The sequence below is a fragment of the Falsirhodobacter algicola genome (assembly GCF_018279165.1).
GTDB lineage: Bacteria > Pseudomonadota > Alphaproteobacteria > Rhodobacterales > Rhodobacteraceae > Falsirhodobacter > Falsirhodobacter algicola.
Map to the genome: position 1 here is coordinate 1833734 of NZ_CP047289.1, position 26130 is coordinate 1859863.

At 68.3% G+C, this 26130-nt stretch carries 22 protein-coding genes and 1 pseudogene; 15 read left to right on the plus strand and 8 right to left on the minus strand.

What is annotated here, in order from left to right; genetic code table 11:
• Positions 1–103 precede the first annotated feature (103 nt).
• The 6 genes from GR316_RS09130 (at position 104) to GR316_RS09155 (ending at position 7611) form a co-directional block, all read left to right on the plus strand.
• A complete protein-coding gene (locus tag GR316_RS09130) occupies positions 104–664 on the plus strand; it encodes a TetR/AcrR family transcriptional regulator (RefSeq protein WP_211783623.1) in 561 nt (186 codons plus the stop codon).
• 39 nt (positions 665–703) lie between these two features.
• Complete coding sequence (locus GR316_RS09135; protein ID WP_211783624.1) at positions 704–1864, plus strand: efflux RND transporter periplasmic adaptor subunit; 1161 nt, start codon at positions 704–706, stop codon at positions 1862–1864.
• 8 nt (positions 1865–1872) lie between these two features.
• A complete protein-coding gene (locus GR316_RS09140; RefSeq protein WP_211783625.1) occupies positions 1873–5007 on the plus strand; it encodes an efflux RND transporter permease subunit in 3135 nt (1044 codons plus the stop codon).
• A gap of 88 nt (positions 5008–5095) precedes the next feature.
• Complete coding sequence (locus GR316_RS09145) at positions 5096–6154, plus strand: methionine ABC transporter ATP-binding protein (protein WP_211785174.1); 1059 nt, start codon at positions 5096–5098, stop codon at positions 6152–6154.
• Positions 6144–6818 (plus strand): methionine ABC transporter permease, encoded by a 675-nt coding sequence (locus GR316_RS09150; protein WP_211783626.1) that lies wholly within the window; start codon positions 6144–6146, stop codon positions 6816–6818. Before GR316_RS09145 ends, GR316_RS09150 begins: the two co-directional genes overlap by 11 nt.
• Positions 6819–6837: 19 nt before the next feature.
• Complete coding sequence (locus GR316_RS09155) at positions 6838–7611, plus strand: MetQ/NlpA family ABC transporter substrate-binding protein (protein WP_390625158.1); 774 nt, start codon at positions 6838–6840, stop codon at positions 7609–7611.
• A 34-nt stretch (positions 7612–7645) separates the two neighbouring features.
• Here GR316_RS09155 and ahcY read toward each other — a convergent pair whose 3' ends face one another.
• Positions 7646–9034, minus strand: coding sequence for an adenosylhomocysteinase (gene ahcY / locus GR316_RS09160; RefSeq protein ID WP_211783627.1), 1389 nt, complete (start codon positions 9032–9034; stop codon positions 7646–7648).
• A gap of 60 nt (positions 9035–9094) precedes the next feature.
• The gene (locus GR316_RS09165; RefSeq protein WP_211783628.1) at positions 9095–9505 is read right to left on the minus strand and encodes a hypothetical protein; all 411 of its coding nucleotides are present in this window, start codon (positions 9503–9505) and stop codon (positions 9095–9097) included.
• 121 nt (positions 9506–9626) lie between these two features.
• On the opposite strand from GR316_RS09165, the gene GR316_RS09170 reads away from it, so the two are divergent.
• Entirely contained in the window at positions 9627–10241 is a 615-nt protein-coding gene (locus GR316_RS09170; RefSeq protein ID WP_249218754.1) for an HD domain-containing protein, read from the plus strand.
• Here GR316_RS09170 and GR316_RS09175 read toward each other — a convergent pair.
• Entirely contained in the window at positions 10205–10513 is a 309-nt protein-coding gene (locus GR316_RS09175) for an H-NS histone family protein (RefSeq protein WP_211783630.1), read from the minus strand. The genes GR316_RS09170 and GR316_RS09175 overlap by 37 nt on opposite strands.
• Positions 10514–10607: 94 nt before the next feature.
• On the minus strand, positions 10608–11162 hold the full coding sequence (locus GR316_RS09180) for an ActR/PrrA/RegA family redox response regulator transcription factor (protein WP_211785176.1): 555 nt from the start codon (positions 11160–11162) through the stop codon (positions 10608–10610).
• A 145-nt stretch (positions 11163–11307) separates the two neighbouring features.
• Here GR316_RS09180 and regB point away from each other — a divergent pair, with 145 nt between their 5' ends.
• The 7 genes and pseudogenes from regB (at position 11308) to addA (ending at position 22388) form a co-directional block, all read left to right on the plus strand.
• Positions 11308–12681 (plus strand): sensor histidine kinase RegB, encoded by a 1374-nt coding sequence (gene regB / locus GR316_RS09185; protein WP_211783631.1) that lies wholly within the window; start codon positions 11308–11310, stop codon positions 12679–12681.
• 71 nt (positions 12682–12752) lie between these two features.
• The gene (locus tag GR316_RS09190) at positions 12753–14210 is read left to right on the plus strand and encodes a PAS-domain containing protein (RefSeq protein ID WP_211783632.1); all 1458 of its coding nucleotides are present in this window, start codon (positions 12753–12755) and stop codon (positions 14208–14210) included.
• 43 nt (positions 14211–14253) lie between these two features.
• Positions 14254–14598, plus strand: a pseudogene (gene tsaE, locus GR316_RS13910) (tRNA (adenosine(37)-N6)-threonylcarbamoyltransferase complex ATPase subunit type 1 TsaE); the annotation flags it as partial.
• Between the two features lie 75 nt (positions 14599–14673).
• Positions 14674–15636, plus strand: a complete 963-nt coding sequence (locus tag GR316_RS09195) for an aminoglycoside phosphotransferase family protein (protein WP_390625193.1) — start codon at positions 14674–14676, stop codon at positions 15634–15636.
• The gene (locus tag GR316_RS09200; protein WP_211783634.1) at positions 15624–16277 is read left to right on the plus strand and encodes a nucleotidyltransferase family protein; all 654 of its coding nucleotides are present in this window, start codon (positions 15624–15626) and stop codon (positions 16275–16277) included. Before GR316_RS09195 ends, GR316_RS09200 begins: the two co-directional genes overlap by 13 nt.
• The gene (gene addB, locus GR316_RS09205; RefSeq protein WP_211783635.1) at positions 16270–19158 is read left to right on the plus strand and encodes a double-strand break repair protein AddB; all 2889 of its coding nucleotides are present in this window, start codon (positions 16270–16272) and stop codon (positions 19156–19158) included. The genes GR316_RS09200 and addB overlap by 8 nt, the downstream gene beginning before the upstream one ends.
• Entirely contained in the window at positions 19155–22388 is a 3234-nt protein-coding gene (gene addA, locus GR316_RS09210) for a double-strand break repair helicase AddA (protein ID WP_211783636.1), read from the plus strand. Before addB ends, addA begins: the two co-directional genes overlap by 4 nt.
• Here the strand turns inward: addA and rfbA are convergent.
• From rfbA to rfbC, 4 genes are read right to left on the minus strand one after another with little or no spacing between them, the layout of a single operon-like run.
• A complete protein-coding gene (gene rfbA, locus GR316_RS09215; protein ID WP_211783637.1) occupies positions 22370–23239 on the minus strand; it encodes a glucose-1-phosphate thymidylyltransferase RfbA in 870 nt (289 codons plus the stop codon). The two genes, addA and rfbA, sit on opposite strands and share 19 nt — an antisense overlap.
• Complete coding sequence (rfbD, locus tag GR316_RS09220; RefSeq protein ID WP_211783638.1) at positions 23236–24087, minus strand: dTDP-4-dehydrorhamnose reductase; 852 nt, start codon at positions 24085–24087, stop codon at positions 23236–23238. Before rfbD ends, rfbA begins: the two co-directional genes overlap by 4 nt.
• Positions 24084–25124: a dTDP-glucose 4,6-dehydratase gene (gene rfbB, locus GR316_RS09225; protein WP_211783639.1), complete on the minus strand. Its 1041-nt coding sequence runs from the start codon at positions 25122–25124 to the stop codon at positions 24084–24086. The genes rfbD and rfbB overlap by 4 nt, the downstream gene beginning before the upstream one ends.
• Complete coding sequence (rfbC, locus tag GR316_RS09230; protein ID WP_211783640.1) at positions 25121–25687, minus strand: dTDP-4-dehydrorhamnose 3,5-epimerase; 567 nt, start codon at positions 25685–25687, stop codon at positions 25121–25123. Before rfbC ends, rfbB begins: the two co-directional genes overlap by 4 nt.
• 103 nt (positions 25688–25790) lie before the next feature.
• Here rfbC and trxA point away from each other — a divergent pair, with 103 nt between their 5' ends.
• Positions 25791–26111: a thioredoxin gene (gene trxA / locus GR316_RS09235; RefSeq protein ID WP_211783641.1), complete on the plus strand. Its 321-nt coding sequence runs from the start codon at positions 25791–25793 to the stop codon at positions 26109–26111.
• Positions 26112–26130: the final 19 nt, after the last annotated feature.

The following is a 26130-nucleotide window of genomic DNA, read 5'->3' on the forward strand; positions in this document are numbered from 1 at the left end:
CCCCGGGCTTTTTGGGCCCGCGGGGGGACATCGCGCTTGACCCGGTGGCAGGCGCACCATATCCGAACGTTCGTATGGCTATTTTTCGGCCGGGGGAACGGATTTGGGACGCAAGCGCACGATCGACCGGAACGTGACGATGGAAGCGATCGAAACCGTCGTGCGCGAGCAGGGCGTGGCGGGCCTGTCGATCGAGGCGGTGGCCCGGGCGGCGGGGATCAGCAAATCCAGCGTCGTCTATGATTTCGCATCCAAGGATGCGCTTCTGGCCGCCTTCGTGCGCCAGCGGCTGGAGCGCAAGCGCGCCGAACTCGACGATGCCGCCAAGGCCCATGCGGGCCGTCCCAATGCCTATCTGCACGGCATCCTCGACCGGTGCACCCAAACCCCTTCGGACGAAGATATCTCCTGCGCCATGGCGATCACCGCCAGCCTTTCGGGCAACAGCGCCTGCCGCGAGATGATGGGCGAGCGTTTCGCCGAAGATCTGGGCCGCGTTCTGAGCGAGGCCGACGATCCCGGCCGCGCACGATTGGCCTGGGTGGCGCTGCATGGCATCATGTCGCTCGAATATCTCGGTTTCCATACCTTCCCGCCGGACGAACGCGGGCAGCTTCTGGCCGACATCTCCGCCTTCCTGTCGGCCCCGACGACCAAGACCTGATCCTCCCCCTCCTCACCTTCCCCCAACAGGTTCCTCCCCATGACACGTCTTCGCATCGCCGCATTGGCAGTCCTGGCCCTCGCCACTACCGCCGAGGCGCAACAGGGCGGCCAGATGCCGCCCACCCCCGTCTCCTATGTCGAGGTTCAGCCCGAAGCGCTGCCGGTCGTGAACGACCTGCCCGGCCGCATCGCCGCCACCCGCACCGCCGAGGTCCGCCCCCGCGTCGGCGGCATCGTCATCGAACGCGTCTTCGAACAGGGCGGCATGGTGGAGGCGGGGGACGTGCTCTTCCGCCTCGATCCCGCGCCCTTCCGCGTGCAGGTCGCAAGCGCCCAAGGCACGTTGGCCCGCGCCAAGGCGGCCCAGCAGAACGCGCGCAGCGAAGCCGACCGCCAGCAGGAATTGCGCCAGCGCAACGCCTCGTCGGGGCAGGCCTACGACACCGCGGTCAGCGCGCTGGCGCAGGCCGATGCCGATGTCGCCGTCGCCGAAGCCCAGCTTCAGGAAGCGCAACTGAACCTCGATTACACCGAGGTGCGGGCGCCCATCTCCGGCCGGATCGGCCGCGCCACCCTGACCGAAGGCGCGCTGGTGGCGGCGCAGGCGGATGTGATGGCGACGATCCAGCAACTCGATCCCGTCTATGCCGACTTCACGCAATCCACCTCGGAGGTGCTGTCGCTGCGCCGCGCGATGGCTGCGGGCCGTCTGGCCGCCACCGCTCCCGGCGAGGCGCAGGTGAAGCTGCTCTTCGACGATGGCAGCGCCTACGATCAGACAGGCCGTCTTCTGTTCTCCGAAGCGACGGTCGATCCGCTGACGGGTCAGGTCACGCTTCGGGCCGAGTTTCCCAATCCCGACGGCTATCTGCTGCCCGGCCTCTATGTCCGCGTTCAGGTGGAACAGGCCCTGCGCGACAATGCGCTTGCCGTGCCGCAGATGGCCGTGCAGCGCGCCCAAAGCGGCGAGACCAGCGTCTTCGTCATCGCCGACGGCGATGTGGCCGAGGCCCGGCCCGTCACACTGGGCGATGTCGTCGATGGCCGCTGGATCGTGACGGACGGGCTGCAACCCGGCGACCGCGTGGTGGTGGAAGGGGCGCAGAAGCTGCGACCCGACGCCCCCGTGGCCCCCGAACCCTATGATCCCGGCGGTGCGGATGCGGATGACGCCCCCGCGCCGCAATCGGCGGACTGAGGCCGGTCATGTCGCAATTCTTCATCAATCGCCCGATCCTAGCTTGGGTCATCTCGATCTTCATCGTCATCGCGGGGCTTCTCAGCTTGCAGGTGCTGCCCGTGGCGCAGTACCCGGCCGTGGCCCCGCCCCAGATCTCCATCACCGCGGTCTATACCGGCTCCTCCCCCGAGGAGATGTATGCCGCCGTCGCCCAGCCGATCGAAGAGGAGCTGAACAGCGTCGATGGGATTCAGTACTTCGAATCCACTTCGGACAGTTCGGGCGCGATCTCCATCACCGCCACCTTCGAACCGGGCACCGATACGGGGCAGGCGCAGGTCGACGTGCAGAACGCCGTCGCCCGGGTGGAGCCGATCCTGCCGCAGACCGTGACCGATCAGGGCGTCGTCGTCGAAGAGGCGAGCCAAGGCTTCCTCATGGTCGTCGCGCTGACCTCTTCGGACGGATCGCTGAGCGATGTCGCCCTCGGCGACTATCTCAGCCGCAACGTCGTCAACGAAATCCAGCGGACGCCCGGCGTCGGCCGCGCCCAGATCTTCGCCTCCGAAGAGGCGATGCGCATCTGGCTCGATCCCGACAAGCTCACCGGCTACAACCTCTCCACGGCGGATGTCGTCTCGGCGATCTCGGCGCAGAACGCGCGGGTGGCGGCGGGGCGCATCGGCTCGGACCCCAACCCCGAAGGTCAGCAACTGACCGCCACGGTCCTCGTGCGCGGCCAGCTTCAGACCCCCGAGGAGTTCGGCACCATCGTGCTGCGCGCCAATTCCGACGGCTCCACCGTGCGCCTGTCGGATGTGGCCCGGATCGAGATCGGGGCCGACAGCTACAACTTCAACTCGCGGCTGAACGCCCAACCGGCGGCCGCCCTCGGGGTGCAGCTCTCCTCGGACGGGAACGCGCTGCAAACCTCCGAGGCGATCCGCGCCAAGATGGACGAGTTGAAGCAGTATTTCCCCGACAGCGTGGAATACAGCATTCCCTACGACACGACGCCCTTCGTCGCCGCCTCGATCGAGAAGGTGCTGCACACGCTGGTGGAGGCGGTGCTTCTCGTCTTCGTCGTGATGTTCATCTTCTTGCAGAACATCCGCTACACGCTGATCCCGACCATCGTGGTGCCGATCGCGCTGTCGGGGGCGCTGATGGTGATGTTCGTGCTGGGCCTGTCGATCAACGTGCTGACCATGTTCGCCATGGTGCTGGCGATCGGCATCCTCGTCGACGACGCCATCGTCGTGATCGAGAACGTCGAGCGCATCATGGCGCAGGAGGGCCTTGGCCCGAAGGAGGCGACCCGCAAGGCCATGGGCCAGATTCAGGGCGCGATCATCGGCATCACCCTCGTGCTGACGGCGGTGTTCATCCCGATGGCCTTCTTCCCCGGATCGACCGGGATCATCTATCGGCAATTCTCGCTGACGATGGTGTCCTCGATCCTGTTCTCGGCCTTCCTTGCGTTGTCGCTGACGCCGGCGCTCTGCGCCAGCTTCCTCAAGCCGATCAAGGGCCACCATGAGAAGCGGGGCTTCTTCGGCTGGTTCAACCGCCGCTTCGATGCGGGCACCGAACGCTATGGGCGCGGGGTCCGCATGGTGGCGCGCAAATCGCTGCTGATGATGGCGCTGTATCTGGTCATCCTCGGGGTCACGGGCTGGGGCTTCGTGTCGCTGCCCACGTCGTTCCTGCCGAACGAGGATCAGGGCTTCGTCGTCACCGATGTGCAGACCCCGCCCACCGCCAGTTCGCAGCGCACCGATGCCGCGCTGCGTCAGATCGAGCAGTACTATCTGGGCCAAGAGGCCGTCACGAACACGGTGGCGATCCGCGGGTTCTCGTTCTCGGGGCAGGGGGCGACGGCGGGTCTGATGTTCACCACCTTCGCCGATTGGGCCGAACGCGACCAATCCGCCGAGGAGATCGCAAACGCCGCCAACATGGCGCTGTTCGGGATGAAGGACGCGCAGGCCTATTCGCTGTCGCCGCCGCCCATTCCGGGCTTCGGCACCACGGGGGGCTTCTCCTTCCGGCTGGAGGATCGGGGCAGCCGCGGGCAGCAGGCGCTTCAGGCCGCCACGCAGCAGCTGATGCAGGCCGCGCAGGCCAGCGGGCAGGTCGTCGGCCTGCGGGTGGAGGGGCTGCCCGCTGCGGCGCAGCTCTCCGTCACCATCGACCGCGACAAGGCCCAGACCTTCGGGCTGACCTTCGCCGCGATCAACCAGACCATCGCGACCGCCCTCGGATCGTCCTATGTCAACGACTTCCCCAACGGGGGGCGGCAACAGCGGGTGATCGTGCAGGCCGACGCCCCCGCCCGGATGCAGCCCGACGACATCCTCGATCTGACGGTGCAGAACGCCAATGGCGGGATGGTGCCCTTCTCGTCCTTCGCGACGGTGGATTGGAATGTCGGGCCGAGCCAGGTCGTCGGGTATAACGGCTATCCGTCCACCCGCATCGCGGGGCAGGCGGCGCCGGGCGTATCCTCCGGCGCGGCGATTCAGGTGATGCAGGACGCGGCGGCCGATCTGCCGCAGGGCTTCGCCTACGAATGGACCGGCCAGACCGCCGAGGAGATCTCCTCGGGGAACACGATGGTGCTGCTCTTCGGCATGTCGATCCTGTTCGTGTTCCTGCTTCTGGCGGGCCTTTACGAAAGCTGGTCGATCCCGATCGCGGTGATGCTGGTCACGCCGCTCGGCATCATCGGCTGCATCGCGGCGGTGATGCTGCGCGATCTGCCCAACGACATCTACTTCAAGGTGGGTCTGATCGCGATCATCGGTCTGTCGGCGAAAAACGCGATCCTGATCGTGGAATTCGCCAAGGACCTGCGCGCCGAGGGCATGGGCCTGATCGACGCGGCGGTGGAGGCGGCGAAGCTGCGCTTCCGTCCGATCCTGATGACCTCGCTCGCCTTCACCATGGGGGTGGTCCCGCTGGCCATCGCATCGGGCGCCTCGGCCGCCAGCCAGAACGCGATCGGCACCGGCGTGATCGGCGGGATGATCAGCGCGACGATCCTTGCGATCTTCTTCGTGCCGGTCTTCTTCGTCTTCGTTCTGGGCGCGGTGCTGCGCATCCGCGGCCGGGATCACGATCCCACCCGCCAGCACCCGGACGAGAGCGCCGGAACCTGATGCGGCAGGGGCGCCTTCGGGCGCCCCGCCCTTGCGCTGCGGCGCGGGATCGGTCTATCCGCAGGCAAACGGCAGGATGGGAATGCAAATGACCGATCGGCAGAACACGGGCGCGGCCATTGCCTTCGACGGGGTGGGCAAGTCCTTCCCGAAGAAGGGCGGTGTCGTCACGGCGGTGCAGGACGTGTCGCTGACCGTCCCGCCCGGCACGATCACCGGCATCATCGGACGGTCCGGCGCGGGCAAATCCACGCTGCTGCGCATGGTCAACGGCCTCGAACGCCCCACCGCGGGCACCGTGACGGTGGCAGGCCGGGATGTCGGCCGCGCCCGCGGCGCCGCCCTGCGCGAGATCCGGCGCGAGGTCGGCATGATCTTTCAGCATTTCAACCTTCTGGCGTCGCGGACGGTGGCCGGCAACATCGCCCTGCCGATGGAGATCGCGGGCCTTCCCGCCGATCGCATCCGCCGCCGCACCGCCGACCTGATCGACCGCGTCGGCCTCTCGGCGCTGGCCGAACGTTATCCGGCGGAACTCTCGGGCGGGCAGAAGCAGCGCGTCGGCATCGCGCGGGCGCTGGCGACCGAACCCAAGGTGCTGCTGTCGGACGAGGCGACCTCGGCCCTCGACCCCGAAACCACGCAGACGGTGCTGCGCCTTCTGGCGGACATCAACCGCGACCTCGGGCTGACGATCCTGCTCATCACCCACGAGATGGCCGTGGTGCGCGACATCGCAAGCCATGTCGCCGTGATCGAGGGCGGCCGCATCGTCGAGGCCGGGGAGACCTACGACATCTTCGTGCGCCCGGCGCATCCCACCACCCGCAGCTTCCTGTCGGGGGTGACGGGGGTGGGCCTGCCCGCCTTCGTCGCGGACCGCCTGTCGCCCACCCGCCCGGACGGCCCCGCGCAGGAGGTGTTCCGCATCACCTTCGCCGGCACCCATGCCACCGATCCGATGCTGGCCCGCCTGACCGCCGATCTGAACATCCCGGTCAACATCCTTGCCGGCGCGGTGGAGGAGATCGGCACCCGACCCTTCGGCAATCTCCTCGTATCGGTCGATGCCCCGCGCGGGGCCGAGGCGCGGGATTATCTGCAGCGCCACCACCTCATAACGGAGGTTCTCGGCTATGTCCGCTAACCTGATCCACCTGCTGATCGATGCCACGCTCCAGACGCTCTATATGGTCGCCGTTTCGGCGGTGCTGGGGGCGGTGCTGGGCCTGCCGCTGGGCGTGTTCCTTGCCACCTCGCGCCGGGGGGAGCTGCTGTCGGCGCCCCTCGTGAACCGCGTGCTGGGGCTGGTGGTGAACGCCACCCGCTCGGTGCCGTTCATCATCCTCGTCGTGGCGATCATCCCCTTCACGCGGATGCTGGCGGGCACCTCCATCGGCACGACGGCGGCCATCGTGCCGCTGACCATCGCCGCCATCCCCTTCATTGCCCGCCTGATGGAGAACGCCGTCCGCGAGGTCGATGCCGGCCTGATCGAGGCCGCGCGCGCCATGGGCGCCACCCCCTTCCAGATCATCCGCAAGGTGTTGGTGCCCGAAGCGATGTCCGGCATCCTGCTGGGCCTGACCCTCGCGGTGGTCAGCCTGATCGGTTATTCGGCGATGGTCGGCGCGGTCGGCGGCGAAGGGCTGGGCGATCTCGGGATCCGCTACGGCTATCAGCGGTTCATGCCGGAGGTGATGCTGGCCGTGGTGGTCATTCTGATCGTCATGGTTCAACTCGTACAATCGGCGGGCGAATGGCTTGCCCGCCGCGTCGATCGCCGCGCGCCGCGCGATCGCGGCCACTGAAACCCGAACGGAGGACATCATGCGTCTATTCCCCCTCACCCTGTCGCTGAGCCTGATGGCCGGCGCCGCCATGGCCGAGGATATCAAGGTCGGCGTCTCCCCCGGCGAGCATGCCGAGATCATGGAAGAGGTCGCCAAGATCGCGGCCCCCGCTGGTCTGAACATCGATGTGGTCGAATTCTCCGACTATGTGGTGCCGAACCAGGCGCTGGCCGATGGCGACATTCAGGCCAACTCGTTCCAGCACGTCCCCTATCTCGACAATCAGGTGAAGGATCGCGGCTTCGATCTGGTGCCGGTCGCCACGACGATCACGACGCCGATGGGGCTCTATTCCGACGATCTCTCCTCGGTGGAGGATCTGCCGGACGGGGCGACGATCGGCATCCCGAACGATCCGACCAATGGCGGCCGTGCGCTTCTGGTGCTGCAGCAGCTGGGCCTGATCACGCTGGCCGAAGGCACGGGCCTGACGCCGACGGTGCTGGATCTGGCCGAGAACCCCAAGAACCTGCGCTTCCGCGAACTGGACGCGGCGCAGCTGCCCCGCTCGCTTCCCGATGTGGACGCGGCGCTCATCAACACGAACTACGCCATCGCATCGGGCCTGAACCCCCGCACCGATTCCATCGCGATGGAAAGCGCCGACAACCCCTATGTGAACGTGATCGTGGTGCGGAACGGCGATCAGGATGCCCCTTGGGTGCAGCAACTGATCGACGCCTATCACAGCGACGAGGTGAAAGCCTTCATCGAAGAGAAGTATGACGGCACGGTCCTGACCTCGTGGTAAGGACGAAGGGCGCGCCGATGGCGCGCCCTTTTCATTAGTAGCGGTAGTGCTCGGGCTTGTAGGGCCCGTCCACCGTGACGCCGATGTAATCGGCCTGCTCTTTGCGCAGTTCGGTCAGCTTCACGCCAATCTTGGCAAGATGCAGACGCGCCACCTTTTCATCGAGCGCTTTCGGCAGGATGTAGACGCCGGGGGCGTAATCCTCGCCGCGGGTCCACAGTTCGATCTGCGCCAGCGTCTGATTGGTGAAGCTGGCCGACATCACGAAGGACGGGTGCCCCGTCGCGTTGCCGAGGTTCAGCAGACGCCCTTCGGACAGCAGGATGATCCGGCTGCCCGAGGGCATCTCGATCATGTCCACCTGATCCTTGATGTTCGTCCATTTGTGATTCTTCAGGCTGGCCACCTGGATCTCGTTGTCGAAATGGCCGATATTGCCGACGATCGCCATGTCCTTCATCGCGCGCATATGCTCGATGCGGATGACGTCCTTGTTGCCGGTGGTGGTGATGAAGATGTCGGCGGTGGCGACCTCATCCTCCAGCAGCGTCACTTCGAAACCGTCCATGGCCGCCTGAAGGGCGCAGATCGGATCGACCTCGGTCACCTTCACGCGCGCGCCCGCGCCGCGCAACGACGCGGCCGACCCCTTGCCCACGTCGCCATAGCCGCAGACGACGGCGACCTTGCCAGCCATCATCACATCCGTGGCGCGGCGGATGCCGTCCACCAGCGATTCCTTGCAGCCGTATTTGTTATCGAATTTCGACTTGGTGACGCTGTCGTTGACGTTGATCGCGGGGAAGGGCAGCAGGCCCTTCTTGTGCAGATCGTAAAGACGGTGCACGCCGGTCGTCGTCTCTTCGGACACGCCTTGGATCGCCTCGCGTTGGCGGCTGAACCAGCCGGGGCTCGCCTCAAGGCGCTTGCGGATCTGTGCGAAGAGGAAGCTCTCTTCCTCGCTCGTCGGGACTTCGATCAGGCTCGTCTCGCCGTCTTCGACGCGCGCACCCATCAGGATGTACATCGTGGCATCGCCGCCATCGTCGAGGATGAGGTTCGCGCCGCCTTCGAATTGGAAGATCTGATCGGTGTAGGACCAGTATTCCTCCAGCGTCTCGCCCTTCACGGCAAAAACCGGAACACCCGCTTCGGCGATCGCCGCCGCCGCATGATCCTGCGTGGAGAAGATGTTGCAGGACGCCCAACGCACTTCGGCGCCCAAGGCGACCAGCGTTTCGATCAGCACCCCGGTCTGGATCGTCATATGCAGGCTGCCGGCGATGCGCGCGCCTTTCAGCGGCTGCGCGGCGCCGTATTCCTCGCGCAGTGCCATCAGCCCCGGCATTTCGGTTTCGGCGATGGTCAGTTCCTTGCGGCCATAGGCGGCAAGGGCCATGTCCTTGACGAGGTAATCGGGCATGAAACGCTCCGTTGTTTCTGGGTCGGGGAAAGGCATACCACCCGTTCCCCGGCGGAGCAATCAGAGCGGCAGGCCCACATCCGTCAGCCGGGCCGAAGCGTCATCGCCCGTGGACCAATCGGTGCCCGAACCGATGACGCAGGCGATCCCGTCGGCGCGGGTGTAGCTGACGGTCCACGTTCCCGCAGCGCCCGAAGCCCAGACGTCGAATTGCGTGCCATCGGGGTTCATCGCCGTCAGGACGATGTCCTCCTGATACGCTTCGCCAAGATCGGCCGCGAGCATGTCGGGGGCGGCGCAATAGGGATCGGTCGGAAGCTGATCGGTCCCGGTGCGGGAGATGCTGTCGTAATAGGCCAGATCCACCGTCTCGCCCTTCATGGCCGGCGGCATCGCGGCATGGACGGGCAGTGCGGCGAGTGTCAGGGCGGCCCCTGCCAGGGCCAGACGGCGTGTCGTTGCGCGGAACATGATCAGTTCTCCTTTCCCCTACAACAGCCGGGACGCGCCGATGTTCCCCCGTTGCGGCCGGACGGGTCCCTGCGTAAGCAGAAGCCGGACAATCGCATCCGGAAAAAATGGGGGGCCACCCGTGAAACGTGCATGGCAAAGAATGCTGTCGGGCCGCCGGCTCGACCTTCTGGATCCGACGCCGGTGGATGTCGAGATCGGCGACATCGCCCATGGATTGTCCTTCGTCGCCCGGTGGAATGGCCAGACGCATGGCGATTACGCCTATTCGGTGGCGGAACATTCGCTGCTGGTGGAAACGATCTTCGGGCGGATCGCGCCGGAGGCGTCCGAAAACGAACGGCTGGCGGCGCTGCTGCACGATGCCCCGGAATATGTGATCGGCGACATGATCAGCCCGGTGAAGGCCGCCATCGGCGACGAATACGGGCGGCTCGATGCGCGGCTGACGGCGGCGATCCATATCCGGTTCGGCCTGCCGGCGGTGCTGCCCGTGGCGCTGAAACGGCGGATCAAACAGGCCGACCGCATTTCGGCGTGGATGGAGGCGACCACGATCGCCAGGTTCACCGAGGCCGAGGCCAACCGCTTCTTCGGTCGCCCCGATCCTCGATTGGGCGAGGGGCTGGAGATCTGCCTCCGCCCCCCGGTCACGGTGCGCCGGGCATTCATTCGGCGCTATGCCGAACTGTCCGGCGATCAGATTTCCATGTCTTCGGGCGACGTACCGGCCTGAAGCGCATCGAGATACCAGCGCGGCTTGCGGCCCCGACCGGTCCATGTCTGGGAGGAATCCTGCGGATTGACGTATTTCGGCGTGGCTGCCCCGCGTTTGCGCGTCTGGCTCGCCGCCGTCAGTTCACCCAACGAGAACCCCAACTCGCGCGCCTGCGCCTCGAGGGCGGCGACGGCTTCGCGTTTGCGGCGATCCTCGAAGGACTCGATCGCGCGATCAACTTTCGCGCGCAGATCCTTCAGTTCCTTGAGCGTCAGCTCGTCCAGGTTCATGCGACTCCACCTTTGGTTGTGTTTCAATATCCGCCTTATTGTATATCACGGCGGAAATGACACGAGGGGCGCAATCAAATAAAAGTGCAATCCCCTATTTAGGACTGCGCTTGGCCAGAATTCTTTGAAGCGTGCGGCGGTGCATGTTCAAACGGCGGGCCGTTTCGGAAACGTTCCGGTCGCACATTTCGAAAACGCGCTGGATATGTTCCCAGCGTACGCGGTCTGCAGACATTGGGTTGTCAGGCAAATCGGGCACCGCTTCGAGATGGCCCAAAAGTGCGCGCGTCACTTCATTCGCATCCGCCGGTTTCGAAAGATAATCCGTCGCGCCGATTTTAACGGCCGCCACGGCGGTCGCAATTGCGCCATATCCCGTCAAAACCACGATGCGGCAATTCGGGCGCGCCTCGCGCAAAAGCTCCACGATCTCGAGGCCGTTTCCATCCTCCAGCCGCAGGTCGATCACGGCATAGGCGGGCGGCGCCTGGAGCGCCAAGGCCTTGCCCTCGGCCACGCTGCTTGCCGTCTGCGGGGCGAAGCCGCGCTTTTCCATCGCCTTGGCAAGGCGCTTCACGAAGGGTTCGTCATCATCGACCAGAAGCAGGCTGGGATCCGGGCCCGGCCCGGTAGCGACGTCGTCGGACATGGAAAAGGCGCCTCCCCCGTTGTGATACCGATGGTTAGGGCAAAGGCGCGCGGGCGTCAAATACGCGGCGCGTGGATTGATCGGGAACGATGCGCGGCGTATCACGGATATCCGCCCGCCCCCCGCACCGATGAAAGGTGGTACGATGACTTCCACGATGGATCCGATGCTGCCGCGGGGCGACTGGCTGCGCCTGCACACGCTGGTCAACCTGCGCTGGATCTCCATCTGCGGGCAGCTGTCGGCGGTGGCGGTCTGCGACCGGGTGCTGAACATCCATCTGCCGCTCGGGGCCTGCTATCTGACGGTGATCCTGCTGCTGGGGGCGAACATCATCTTCGCCATGGGCAATCCCGGCAACCGCCGCCTGACCGAGACGGAGGCCCTGCTGACGCTGCTGTTCGACATGTCGCAGCTGTCGATGCTGATCTTCCTGACGGGCGGGCTGTCGAACCCGTTCGTGCTGCTGATCCTTGCGCCAGTGGTGATCGCGGCCTCGGCGCTCAGCCTCTACACCACGATCGCGCTGTCGCTGGCGGCGGCGGTCTGGGTGACGGTGGTGACGGTCTGGCACCTGCCGATGGTCTTGGCCGACGGCACGCCGCTTCAATCGCCCGACCTGTTCCGCTTCGGCTTCTGGCTCTCCATGGTGACGGGCATCGCCTTCACCTCGATCTATGCGCACCGCGTCTCGGCCGAGGCGCGGCGCATGTCCGAGGCGCTTTTGGCCACGCAGATGGCCCTTGCGCGCGAACAGAAGCTGACCGACCTCGGCGGTGTGGTCGCGGCGGCGGCGCATGAACTGGGCACCCCCCTCGCCACGATCAAGCTCGTCAGCACCGAACTGATGGAGGAGCTGCGCGGCACGCCCGATCTGCACGACGATGCCGGACTGATCCGCGATCAGGCCGAACGCTGCCGCGACATCCTGCGCGCCATGGGACAAAGCGGCAAGGATGACAGCCATATGCGTCAGGCCCCGCTGGAGACGCTGCTGCGCGATGCGGCCGAACCGCATCTGTCGCGCGGGCGGCAGGTGCATTTCCGCGTCGCCCCCGCCTCCGATGGCGCCGGCCCCATGCCCAGCGTCCTGCGTCGGCCCGAAATCCTGCACGGTCTGCGCAACCTCGTGCAGAACGCCGTCGATTTCTCCCGCGCCGAGGTGTGGGTGGACGCCACATGGACCGAGGGCGAGATCCGCATCCGCATCAGCGATGACGGTGCCGGTTTCCCGCCGCAGATCCTGAACCGCATCGGCGAGCCGTTCGTGCGCACCCGCCGCCCCGCCGAACGGCCGGGCTATGACGGGATGGGCCTTGGGCTGTTCATCGCCAAGACGCTGCTGGAACGTTCGGGTGCGCGGCTGCGCTTCGGCAATGCCGTCGCGGCCCCGCCGGGCCGTCGCCGCCCCGCCCGCACCCCCCGCGGCACCGGCGCCGTCGTCGATGTGACATGGCGGCGCGAGCTGGTGGAAAGCGAGCCCGGCCCCCTGCGGCAGAACAGCCCGCTGCTGCCCTAAGGGGCGGAGAATTAAGGCTTCGTTAACTAAAGACCGCCTTAATGGTCCGGTAACCTTTCGTCGGATCGCGCATGTTCAACCTCAACCTGCTGGGCCAGGCCTCGGGCGCCGCGGCGATGGCCGTGGCCGCATCGCTGCTTCTTCTGCGGGCCGGGGCGTTGCGCCTGTTGCAGCCCGCCCCCCGCCATGACGAGGTGGACCAGACCGTGTTCCTGCTGGATGGGGCGCGCCTGCTCGATGCCTGCTATCGCGGTCGGCAGTTCCTGAGCGCGGCACCGCGGCACGGCATGACGGAATGCGGCTGGCTGCTGACGCATCTGGAACGGATGTTCCCCGGCCTCGGGGCGGAACTCGCCGCGCTCGGCCCCGGTCAGTCGCTGGAACGGCAGGGCGAAGACGGGATGCTGATGCTGGCCGAACGCCATACCAGCACGACGCGAATCATCCTGATGGCCCAGAACGGCGACATGGACCGCCTGACCCGTCAGGCCGAGCGGGAGGAGCTGTGCCATCTGCGGGCCGCCGCCCTCGCCGCGCCCGCGCCCACTTGGTACGAAACCGAGGACGGCGCGGTGATCTGGGCCAACCGCGCCTATCTCGAACTGGCCGGGCGCGAGCGGCCCGTCTGGCCCTTTCCGCGCCTCTTCGAACCGGGGGGCAGCGGGCGCATCCAGTGCGGCACCGAATGGTACGACGTGCATGCCGAGGCCGATGACGGGGGCCGGCACTGCTTCGCCCTTCCCGCCGGGCCCGCCGTCCGGGCCGAGGCGCAGTTGCGCGATTTCCGTCAGACCCTCAGCCGCACCTTCGCCGATCTGCCCATCGGCCTTGCCGTCTTCGACAACAAGCGCAAGCTGCAGATGTTCAACCCGGCGCTGTTGGAACTGACGCGGCTGGCCTCGGGGTTCCTGTCGGATCAGCCGTCGCTGTTCGCGATGCTCGATGCGATGCGCGATGCGCGCACCATTCCCGAACCGCGCGATTACCGCAGCTGGCGGCGCAACATGCTCGCGCTGGAGGAGGCCGCCGCCCGCGGCGATTACGAAGAGACATGGATGCTGCCCGGCGGGCGCACCCACCGCGTGATCGGGCGTCCCCATTCCAGCGGCGGCCTTGCCCTGATGTTCGAGGACATCTCCTCCGAGATGACGCGCCTGCGCAATCACCGCGCCGAGATGGAGCTGGGGCAGGCGGTGCTGGACGGGATCGACGATGCGGTGGCGGTCTTTTCGGCGTCCGGGGCGCTGCTGCTGTCGAACACGCCCTATGCCGCGCTTTGGGGGCACGATCCGCTTGCGGTGCTGGATGACCGCACGCTGGAGGAACTGCTGCCTGGCTGGCGCGCCCGCACGGTCAGCGATCCGTTCTGGGATGCGGTGGTGGCCGGGGCCACCGCGCCGCGGCAGGCCGACCTGCGGCTGACCGATGGCCGTCCGCTGCGCGCCAGCCTGCAACCGCTTCCCGGCGGGTCGGTGATGATCCGCTTTCAACTGAGGCCGGCGGCCAAGGTCGCCCTCGCGGCGGGCTGATCCCCCTTGCGCCGAGGGCCGCGCCCCGTCATCTTCCGGGCCGATGACGCTGATCCTGCCCCTTGCCGACGATGATGCCACGGCCCGCCTTGGCACCGACCTTGCCGCCATCCTGCGCGCGGGCGATACCGTGCTGCTGTCGGGGGGCATCGGCGCGGGCAAGACCCATCTGGCGCGCGCCCTGATCCGCGCCCGCACGGGGGAAACGGACATTCCCTCTCCCACGTTCACGCTGGTGCAGACCTATGAGGGCGATCCCGCGATCTGGCATGCCGACCTCTACCGCCTGTCCCACCCCGACGAGGTGATCGAGCTGGGCCTCGATGCCGCGATGGAGGAGGCGATCTGCCTGATCGAATGGCCCGACCGTCTGGGCGATCTGGCCCCGGACACCGCCCTGCGCATCGCGTTGGAGGTGGAGGGCGAGGGGCGTCTGGCCCGCCTCGACGGCCCGGCGGCGCTTCTGGCGCGGCTGCGCGCCCGGCAGGCTGATGCCCTGCTGCGCGCGGGCGGCTGGGACGAGGCCCTGCGCGCGCCACTGGCGGGCGATGCCTCGGCGCGCGGCTATCAGCGGCTGACGGGTGCGGCGGGCCGCGCCATCCTGATGGACGCGCCCCCCCGCTCGGGCGACGATCCGGCCGATTTCGTCGCGGTTGCGGCGCATCTGCGCGGCATCGGCCTGTCGGCGCCGCAGGTGCTGGGCGCCGATATCGCGCAGGGCTTCCTGCTGCTGGAGGATCTGGGCGATGCCCTGTTCGCGCGGCTCTTGGAGGGCGATCCCACACGCGAAGCCGCGCTCTATGCCGCCGCCACCGATGTGCTGATCCACCTCCAAGCGGCCCCGCCGATGCCCGGCCTTCCCGACCTCTCCGCCCGCGACTGGGCCGAGGCCGTGGCCCCGGCCTTCGACAGCTATGGCGGGCGCGGCGCGGAGGCCGCGATCCCCGCGCTTGCCGAGGCCATCCGCCACCATGCCGATGGCCCGCGCGTGATGATCCTGCGCGATTATCACGCGGAGAACCTGCTGTGGTTGCCCGATCGCGCGGGCCTTGCCGCGGTGGGGCTGCTGGATTTCCAACTCGCGCAAATGGGCCAGCCCGCCTATGACCTCGTATCGCTGCTGCAGGATGCGCGGCGCGACGTGTCCCCGGCGGTGGAGGAGGCGATGATCGCCCGCTTCGATCCGTCTGCGGCCTTCCGCGCGCAATATGCGGTGATGGGGGCCCAGCGCGCGCTGCGCATCCTCGGTATCTTCGCGCGGTTGGCGGTACGGGGAAAACCGGCCTATCTGCGGCTGATCCCGCGCGTCTGGGATCAGTTGCACCGCAACCTCGCGCATCCGGCCCTGACCGAGGTCGCGGGCCATCTCGATCTTCCCGCACCCACGCCCGCCCATCTCGACAGGATCGCCCGATGCCGCCCCTGATGCTGTTCGCCGCTGGCCTTGGCACCCGCATGGGCGCGCTGACGGCCGACCGACCCAAACCGATGATCCCCGTCGCGGGCCGCCCACTGATCGATCACGCGCTGGCGCTGGCCCGGCAGGCCGAGGTGACGCGCATCGTCGCCAACACCCACTATCTGCCGGACCGCCTGCGCCTGCCGCCCGATGTGATCGTCAGCCATGAGCCGGAGCTGCTGGAAACCGGGGGCGGGCTGCGTGCCGCGCTGCCGCTTCTGGGCGAAGGGCCGGTGATGACGCTGAACACCGATGCCGTCTGGACCGGGGCGAACCCGCTGCGCCAATTGAGGCAGGCATGGGACCCGGCCCGCATGGACGCGCTGCTGCTGCTGCTGCCCGCGCGGCAGGCCACCGGCTATCGCGGGGCGGGCGATTTCACGGGGGGGCCGGTGCTCGCCCGCGGGGGGGATCACGCCTATCTCGGGGCGCAGATCCTCGATCCGTCGGGGCTGGCGGATATCCCGGACACCGCGTTTTCGCTCAATCTGCTGTGGGACCGGTTCATCGCGCGGGGGCGGCTTTACGGCATCGTCCACGATGGCGGCTGGTGCGACGTGGGCCGCCCCGAAAGCTTGCCCTTGGCGGAGGGGCTGCTTCATGGGTGAGGTATCGGCCATTCCCTTGGGCGTCGATTTCCCCTCGGCGCTGGTGCGCGGGCTGCTGGCCCGCATGGAGGGTCAGCCCCCCGAAGCGATGGCGCGGGTACAACTGTTCCTCAACACCGCGCGGATGCGCCGCCGCGTGGTGGAGATCCTGACGGCCAGCGGCGCACGCCTCCTGCCGCGCATCCACCTTCTGGGCGATGTGGCGGCGCTGGTGCCGGACCTGCCCGCCGCCGTGCCGCCGCTGCGCCTGCGGCTGGAACTGGCGCGGCTGATCACGGCGCTGCTGAACGCGCAGCCCGATCTGGCCCCGCGGGCCGCCACCTTCGATCTGGCCGAAAGCCTCGCCACGCTGCTGGGAGAGATGGGGCAGGAGGATGTCCCCCCCGAGGCGATCGGCGCGCTGGACGTGTCGCACCATTCGGCGCATTGGGCGCGGACGCAGGCCTTCCTTGCCATCGTCGCGCCCATCTTCGCAGGCCAGCCCGACGGCGACCGCCGCGCGCGTCTGGCCGTGGAGGCGCTGGCCGCGCGTTGGCAGACCCGCCCGCCCGAAGGCCCGGTGATCGTCGCAGGCTCCACCGGGTCGCGGGGGACGACCGCGCTCTTCATGCGGGCGGTGGCGGCGCTGCCGCAGGGCGCGCTGGTGCTGCCCGGCTTCGACCGCGATCTGCCGCTGCCGGTCTGGGAGGCGCTGTCGGATGCCCTCACCGCCGAGGATCATCCCCAATACCGCTTTCACCGGCTGCTGCGCGATCTGGATCTCGGCCCCGGCGATGTGACCGACTGGACGGACGACATTCCCGTCGCCCCGGCCCGCAACCGCCTCGTCTCGCTCTCGCTGCGCCCCGCGCCCGTCACGGATCAATGGCTGTCGGAGGGGCGCGATCTGGGATGTCTGCGGGCGGCGGGGCAGGGGCTGACCCTGATCGAAGCGCCGCGCCCCCGGATCGAGGCGCAGGCCATCGCCCTGATCCTGCGCAAGGCCGCCGAGGACGGACGCCGCGCCGCGCTCATTTCTCCCGACCGGGGACTGACGCGGATGGTCGCGGCGGCGCTGGACCGCTGGGGCATCGTGCCCGACGATTCCGCCGGCGAGCCGTTGCAACAGACCGCCGCCGGGCGCCTTCTGCGACTGATCGGGCACCTTCCCGGCCGACGACTGACCCCTGAAACGCTGCTGACGCTGCTGAAGCATCCGCTGACCGCGACCGGTGCGGACCGGGGCAACCATCTGCGCTGGACCCGCGATCTGGAACTGCATCTGCGCCGCAACGGCCCGCCCTTTCCGGTGGCGGCCGATCTTGCGGCTTGGGCCGCGACGCGGCCCGCCGATGGCGTCGCCGATTGGGCGGAGTGGGTCGGCGCCACGCTGGACGGCTTGGAGGGCATCGGCACGCGCAGCCTCTCTGCGCATCTGGAGCATCACCTTCGGGTGGCCGAGCGTCTGGCCGCGGGGCCGGGGGCCACGGGATCGGGCGCGCTCTGGTCCGCTGCGGCGGGCGAGGCCGCCTGCGCCCTCGTATCCGATCTGCGGGCCGAGGCCGAACATGGCGGCGACATGTCCCCCGCCGATTACGCCGAACTGTTCGACAGCGTGCTGAGCCGGGGCGAGGTGCGCGAAACCGTCACCGCCCATCCCGGCATCATGATCTGGGGCACGCTGGAGGCGCGGGTGCAGGGCGCGGACCTCGTGGTGCTGGGGGGGCTGAACGACGGCACATGGCCCTCGTTGCCGGACCCGGACCCGTGGCTGAACCGGCAGATGCGCCTAGCGGCGGGGCTGCTGCTGCCCGAACGTCAGATCGGGCTTTCGGCCCATGATTACCAACAGGCCGTGGCCATGCCCGAGGTGGTCCTGTCGCGCGCCGTGCGCGATGCCGAGGCGGAGACCGTGCCCTCGCGCTGGCTGAACCGGCTGCAGAACCTGATGGCGGGCCTGCCCGCGCAGTCCGGCCCCGAGGCGCTGGAGGAGATGCGCGCGCGCGGCCGCCGCTGGCTGACGCGTGCCGTCCAGCTGGAGGCGCCGGAGGGCATCCAGCCGCTGGCCCGCCGCCCCGCGCCGCGCCCGCCCGTGGAGGTGCGCCCCCGCCAGCTTCCGGTGACGGGCATCCGAACGCTGATCCGCGATCCCTATGCGGTCTATGCCAGCACCATCCTGCGCCTGAAGCCGCTTGCGCCGCTGCGCCAGACGCCCGATGCGCGGCTGCGCGGATCGGTGCTGCACCGCGTCCTCGAAACCTTCGTGCGCGAAGGCGGGCCGCCCGAACATGCCCGCCTGATGACCGTCGCCGCCCGCATCCTCGCCGAGGATGTGCCATGGCCCGCCGCCCGCGCCCTCTGGCTTGCGCGGATGGAACGCGCCGCCGATTTCTTCCTTGATCTCGAAGCCGGATCGGAGGCCGAGCCGGTCTGGCTGGAGGAATCGGGCGGCGTCCGGGTCGATCCGCTCGATTTCCGGCTGACGGCGCGGCCCGACCGCATCGACCGCCTGCCCGACGGCACGCTGCACATCGTCGATTACAAGACGGGCATACCGCCCACCCCCAAACAGCAGAAGGCGTTCGAAAAGCAATTGCTGCTGGAGGCGGCGATGGCCGAACGGGGCGGCTTCCGCGCGCTCGGGCCGACGCCGGTCAGCCGCGTCAGCTATATCGGCCTCGGGCTTACCCCGAAGGTCGAGGCGACGGACATCACCGAAGAGCTTCTCGGCGAGGTCTGGGAGCAGCTTCACGCGCTGATCGGACGCTACGGGCTGCGCGAACAGGGCTATGCCGCCCGCCGCGCCGTGTTCGAGGATCGGATGGCCGGGGATTACGACCATCTCGCCCGCTATGGCGAATGGGAGATGCAGGACCCTTCGCACCCGGAGGATGTGGGATGACGATGGATGATGCAACGCTGCGGCAGGTGACGGCGGCGCGCCCCGATGCCTCCACATGGCTTTCGGCCAATGCCGGTTCGGGCAAGACGCGGGTGCTGACGGACCGGGTGGCGCGGCTCTTGCTGGCCGATGTCTCGCCCCAGCGGATCCTGTGCCTGACCTATACCAAGGCCGCCGCGACCGAGATGCAGAACCGCCTGTTCCGCCGCCTTGGCGAATGGGCGATGCTGGAGGATGCGGCCTTGATCGCGCAGCTGGCCCAGCTGGGCGTGGGGGAGCTTGCGCCCGACACGCTGGCCAAGGCCCGCCGCCTGTTCGCCCGCGCGATCGAAACGCCGGGCGGGCTGCGCATCCAGACGATTCACTCGTTCTGTGCCACGCTGCTGCGCCGCTTCCCGCTGGAGGCCGGCGTCTCCCCCAGCTTCACCGAGATGGACGACCGCGCCGCCGCCCTGATGCGCGAGGACATCATGGAAGAGCTGGCCGACCGCCGGCCCGAGATCGTCGAACGCCTTGCCCGCAACTTCTCGGGGGCCGATTTCTCCAGCCTGTCGGGGCAGGTCGCGGCCCGCCGCGCCGCCCTGATGCCCCCTATGAGCGAAGAGGCGATCTGCGCCGCCTGCGGCCTCGAACCCGGCATGACAACCGAGGCGCTGCTCGCGCGCGTCTTCCTCGGCGGCGAGGAGGAATGGCTGGCCGAGGTCGCGGCCATCCTCGCCGCCGGCAGCACCACCGACATGAACGCCGCGCCCCATCTGCGCATCCAACCCGACCTCGAGGGGCTGAGCGCGCTGGAGAAGGTCTTTCTGACGAAGACCGGCGCCGCGCCCTTCACCGCCAAGATCGGCAAGTTCCCGACCAAGGCGACGCGCACGGCCCTTGGCCCGCTTTTGGACCGGCTGGAGGATCTGATGCGCCGGGTGGAGGATGCCCGGCCCCAGCGCCTTGCCCTGCGCGCGGCCACGCGCAGCAGCGCGTTGCACGCCTTCGCCGGGGCCTTCCTGCCCGAATACGACAGCCGCAAGGCCCAGCGCGGCTGGCTCGATTTCGACGATCTGATCCGGCGCACGGTGCATCTGCTGACCGATCCGTCGGTGGCGCAATGGGTGCTGTTCCGTCTGGACGGCGGCATCGACCACATCCTCGTGGACGAGGCGCAGGACACCAGCCCCGAACAATGGCGCGTGATCGAACTTCTGGCGCAGGAATTTTCCTCCGGGATCGGCGCGCGGGACGTGGAGCGGACGATCTTCGTCGTCGGCGACAAGAAACAGTCGATCTATTCGTTCCAAGGGGCCGATGTCGCGGCCTTCGACCGCATGAAGGCGCATTTCGCCGAACGTCTGGCCGAGGCGCGGCAGGGCCTTCAGGATCTGCAACTGGAACATTCGTTCCGCTCCTCCTCCACGATCCTGCGGCTCGTGGACCGGACCTTCGACGAGGTGCCGCCCGAGGCCTTGGGCGGTCCGATGCGCCACATCGCGTTTCGCGACATGCCGGGCCGGGCCGAGATCTGGCCCGTCATCGAACCCACGAAGCCCCCCGAGGACGAGGATTGGGCCAGCCCCGTGGACCTCATCTCGGACGAACATCACAACGCGCGGCTGGCGGCCGAGATCGCGGACCGCATCGACGGGATGATCCGGCAGGGCGTGCAGATCCCCGATGGCGGCGGCTTCCGCCCCTGCCATGCGGGCGATTTCCTGATTCTGGTGCGGGGCCGGGGCGGGGTGTTCAACCCGCTGATCCGCGCCTGCAAAGTGAAGGGGCTGCCGATTGCGGGGGCCGACCGTCTGAAGCTGGGCGCGGAACTGGCGGTGCGGGACCTGACGGCGCTGCTCTCCTTCCTCTCGACCCCCGAGGACGATCTGTCGCTTGCTGCCGTGCTCCGCTCGCCGCTCTTGGGCTGGAGCGAGGACGCGCTCTACCGGCTGGCCCAACCGCGGGAGGGCTATCTCTGGGCCGCGCTGCGCCACGAGGAGTGCGAGGCGACACGCATCCTGCGGGATCTGCGCAATCAGGCCGATTATCTGCGCCCCTACGATCTGATCGAACGGATGCTGACGCGCCATGACGGACGGCGGCGGCTTCTGGCGCGCCTCGGCACCGAGGCGGAGGACGGCATCGACGAGCTTCTGTCCCAAGCCCTCGCCTATGAGCAGACCGACGTGCCGAGCCTGACCGGCTTTCTCAGCTGGCTGACCACCGACGAGGTGGAGGTGAAGCGCCGCATGGACAGCGCCGGGCGCATGATCCGGGTGATGACGGTGCATGGGGCCAAGGGCCTCGAGGCGCCGATCGTCATCCTGCCCGACACGACCAATCCGAGGGCGCGGGACCGGGACGAGCTGGTATCCGTGGAGGGCGGCATGCTGTGGAAGGTCGCCGCCGCCGAAGCGCCGCCGCCCATGGCCGCCGCGCTGGAGGCAAGCCGCGCCGCACGCGAAGCGGAATCGCTCCGCCTGCTCTATGTCGCGCTGACGCGGGCGCAATGCTGGCTGATCGCGGCCGCCGCCGGCGAGGTCAATCAAGAGGCGAGCTGGTACAGCCTGATCCACAAGGGCATGGAACGTGCGGGTGCCGTGCCCCACCAAGGTGGGCTGTTGCTGCAAGACGGCACATGGCCGGACCCGGCCCCCGAGGCGGACATCGCGCCGCCGCCGCCCGAACCCTTGCCCGACTGGACGCGCCGCCCGGCGGCCGATCCGCCCGCGCTGGCCCGCAGGCTGTCACCGTCCGATCTGGGCGGGGCGAAGGCGCTGCCCGGCGAAGGTCTGCCCGAAGAGGATGCCAAAGCCCGCGGCACCGCCCTGCATCTCTTGCTGGAGCATCTGCCGCTCGGCACCATCCCCGAGGCCGATCCCGCCCTTCTGGCCGAAGCGGAGGCGGTGCTGGCGGCGCATCCGGCGCTCTTCGCGCCCGAAACGCTGGCCGAGGTGCCGGTGACGGCCGATCTCGACGGTGCGCGGCTGGTCGGCACGATCGACCGGCTGGTGGTGGCGCAGGACCGCATCCTCGCCGTCGATTTCAAATCGAACGCCACGGTCCCGGCCTCTCCCTCGGCGGTGCCGGAGGGGATTTTGCGCCAGATGGGGGCCTATGCCCATGCGCTGGCGCAGATCTGGCCGGACCGGCGGGTGGAGACGGCGATCCTTTGGACGAGGCATGCCACGCTGATGCCGCTGCCGCCCGACGCGGTCGCGGCGGCGCTTCAGCGCAGCAGATCCTGAAGCGCGCGGCCGTAATCGGTCTTGCGGAAGATCTCGATCCGGGCGCGCAGTTGCCCAGCGTCGATCCAGCCTTGGGTGAACGCGATCTCATCGGGGCTGCCGGTCTGAAGGCCCTGCCGGTCCTGCAAGGTGCGCACGAAATTGCCCGCATCCAGCAGGCTGCCATGCGTGCCGGTATCGAGCCATGCATAGCCGCGCCCCATCAGCTGCACATCCAGCCGCCCGTCGCGCAGATACATCTCCAGCAGGGAGGTGATCTCCAGCTCTCCCCGAGCCGAAGGGCGCACATCCCGCGCCCGCGCCGGCGCCGTCCCGTCGAGGAAGTAAAGCCCCGTGACGGCATAGGGCGAGGGCGGAACGGCCGGTTTCTCGACGATCGCCGCGGCGCGGCCATCCGCCCCGAAATCCAGCACGCCGTAGCGTTCGGGATCGGCGACGTGATAGCCGAAGACGGTGCCCCCGTCATGCGCGTCGGCGGCGCGCAGCAGGTCCGGCAGCCCGTGCCCGAAGAACAGGTTGTCCCCGAGGATCATCGCCGAAGGCGCGCCATCGAGGAAATCCTCGGCGATGCGATAGGCCTGCGCCAGCCCCTCGGGGGCGGGCTGGACCAGCCATGTCAGCGCGATGCCCCATGCGCTTCCATCGCCCATCAGGCGCTGGAACTGCGGTTGATCCTGCGGGGTGGTGATGATCGCGATCTCCCGGATGCCGGCCAGCATCAGCACCGACAACGGGTAGTAGATCATCGGCTTGTCATAGAGCGGCAGAAGCTGCTTCGACAGCCCGAGCGTGATCGGGTAGAGCCGAGAGCCGCTGCCCCCCGCAAGGATGATGCCTTTGCGTGCGGTCATGGTGCCTCCTTCAGATCGTCCAGCATGGCCCGCAGGCCGCGCCGCCAGTCGGGGCGCGTCAGCCCGAACTGTGCAAGCGTGCCGCATTCGAGCCGCGAATTCAGCGGCCGTGCCGCCGGGGTCGGCCAATCGGCGGTGGCGATCCCCTTCACCGTCACGTCCTTTTGGCCCGCTGCGGCAAAGATCGCCCGCGCGAAATCGGCCCAACTGACATCCGGCGCGCCGGACAGATGGTGGATGCCGCCGAGGCCGGGATCGAGGGTCAGCCCCTCGGCCATGGCAAGGCAGGCGCGGGCGATGTCGGATGCCGGGGTGGGGCCGCCGATCTGATCCTCCACCACGCGTAGATGCGCGCCGGGCGTGCCGATGCGCAGCATGGTGCGCACGAAATTCGCCCCCTGCGCCCCGAACACCCACGAGGTGCGCAGGATCGCATGACGCCCGCCCGCTGCGGCCACGCCCACCTCTCCGGCCCGTTTGGACCGGCCATAGGCGTTGATCGGGCAGGGCGCATCGCCCGGTCGCCACGCCCGCGTTCCCGACCCGTCAAAGACGTAATCGGAGGAGATCTGGATCATCGGCACATCCCGTTCGGCCGCCGCCTCCGCCATCGCGGCGGGCGCAGCGCCGTTGATGACCGTCGCCTCCGCCTCATGGGTTTCGGCCAGATCGACCGCCGTCCATGCGGCGGCATTGATCACCGCCAAAGGGCGCAGCGCGCGGATCGCGGCGGCGCAGGCGGCGGGATCGGCCAGATCGGCCTCGGCGCGGGACAGGAAGCGGGCCTTCGGCGCAAGGCGGGCCAATTCGCGCGCCACCTGACCGTTTCGCCCAAAGACGAGGATCACGCCCCCACCCCCAGCCGCTGCCCCGCGTCACGGCGTTGCAGCAGCGGACGCCACCAATCCTCGTTCGCAAGGAACCAGTCCACCGTCCGCTCCAACCCCGTGCGGAGCGGCGTTGCGGCGCGCCAGCCCAGTTCGTCACGGATGCGCGCGGGATCGATCGCATAGCGGCGATCATGTCCGGGCCGGTCCGCAACGAAGGTGATCAGCCGCGCATGGGGCCCCGCCATTGGCCTGCGGTCATCGAGGATGGCGCAGATCATGCGCACGAGGTCGATATTGCTCGCTTCGCTTTCCCCGCCGATGTTGTAGCTGCGCCCGACGGTCCCCGCCTCCAGCACCCGCAGCAGCGCCTCGGCGTGATCCTCGACGAAGAGCCAGTCGCGGATATTGGCCCCGTCGCCATAGACGGGGATCGGCTGACCGGACAGCGCCTTCAGGATCACCACAGGGATCAGCTTCTCCGGGTAATGATAGGGGCCGTAATTGTTGGAACAGTTGCTCATCACGATGGGCAGGCCGAACGTCTCGTGCCATGCGCGCACCAGATGGTCCGACGCCGCCTTGGACGCGGCATAGGGGGAATTGGGCGCATAGGGCGAGGTTTCGGTAAAACGCCCCTCCGCGCCGAGGGAGCCGAACACCTCGTCGGTAGAGACGTGATGGAAGCGGAACCCCTCGGGCCGCCCGGCGCCCGCCCAATAGGCGCGGGCGGCTTCGAGCAGGGTGAAGGTGCCAGTCACGTTGGTGTCGATGAACGAGGCCGGTCCGTCGATCGACCGGTCCACATGGCTTTCGGCGGCCAGATGCATCACCGCCGTCGGGCGATGCGCGGCAAGGATGCGGTCCAGCGCGGCGCGGTCGCGGATATCGGCCTTTTCGAAGACGTGGCGCGGATCCTTCGCCACCGGATCGAGATTGGCAAGGCACCCGGCATAGGTCAGCGCGTCCAGCGTCACGACGCGGCGCCCGTCTGCGATGGCGCGGCGCACCACGGCCGAGCCGATGAACCCCGCGCCGCCGGTGATGAGCAGCGTCATGCGTCCCCTCCGTCGAAGGGGCTGTCGAACCCGGCCAGCGGCGGGGCAAGGGCGTCCCGCTCCGACAGCAGGGGGCGGGTGCCGGGGGCAAGCGGCCAATCGATGCCGGCGCTGTCCCAATGGACGGCGATCTCCGTCTCGGGGGCATAGGGGGCGGTGCATTTGTAGAGGATCTCGGTATCGTCCTCCAAGGTGACGAAGCCGTGCAGAAAGCCCGGCGGGATCCAGATCTGGCGGCCATTCTGGAACGACAGCTCCACGCCCGTCCATCGGCCATAGGTCGGGCTGCCCCGGCGGACATCGAGCGCCACATCGAAGAGCGCCCCGCGCCCGCAGCGCACCAGCTTGCCCTGCGCCGCCGGGGGGGCCTGTCCATGAAGACCCCGCAGCGTGCCCGCACGCGCCGAAAAGGAATGGTTGTCCTGCACGAAATCCGGCAGGTCCAACCCCGCCTGCCGCAGGGTCTGCCGGTTCCATGTCTCGGCGAAGAAGCCGCGCGCATCGCCGAAGCGCCGGGGCGTCAGCACCCGGACCCCCGGAAGGGCGGTGTCCTCGATCTGCATCCTATCTGTCCTTCCTTGGCGGCCCGCGGCGCGGCAGGGCGGCTCCCTTGACGGGCACGGGTCGCATCCTTACCTCTTTTGCCAACCTGAACCGGAGCATGTCATGGCCACCCTTCCCGTTACCGACGCAACATTCGACGCCGAAGTGCGCCAATCCGACCTTCCCGTCATCGTGGACTTCTGGGCCGAATGGTGCGGGCCCTGCCGCCAGATCGGCCCCGCACTGGAAGAGCTTGCCGCAGAATATGCCGGCAAGGTCAAGATCGTGAAGGTGAACGTGGATGAAAATCCCGTCAGCCCAAGCGAACTCGGCGTGCGCGGCATTCCGGCGCTTTTCATGTTCAAGAACGGCGAGGTGGTGTCCAACAAGATCGGTGCCGCGCCCAAGGCCGCATTGGCCAACTGGATCCAGAGCGGTATCTGAGACGAGGGCGCCCAAGCGG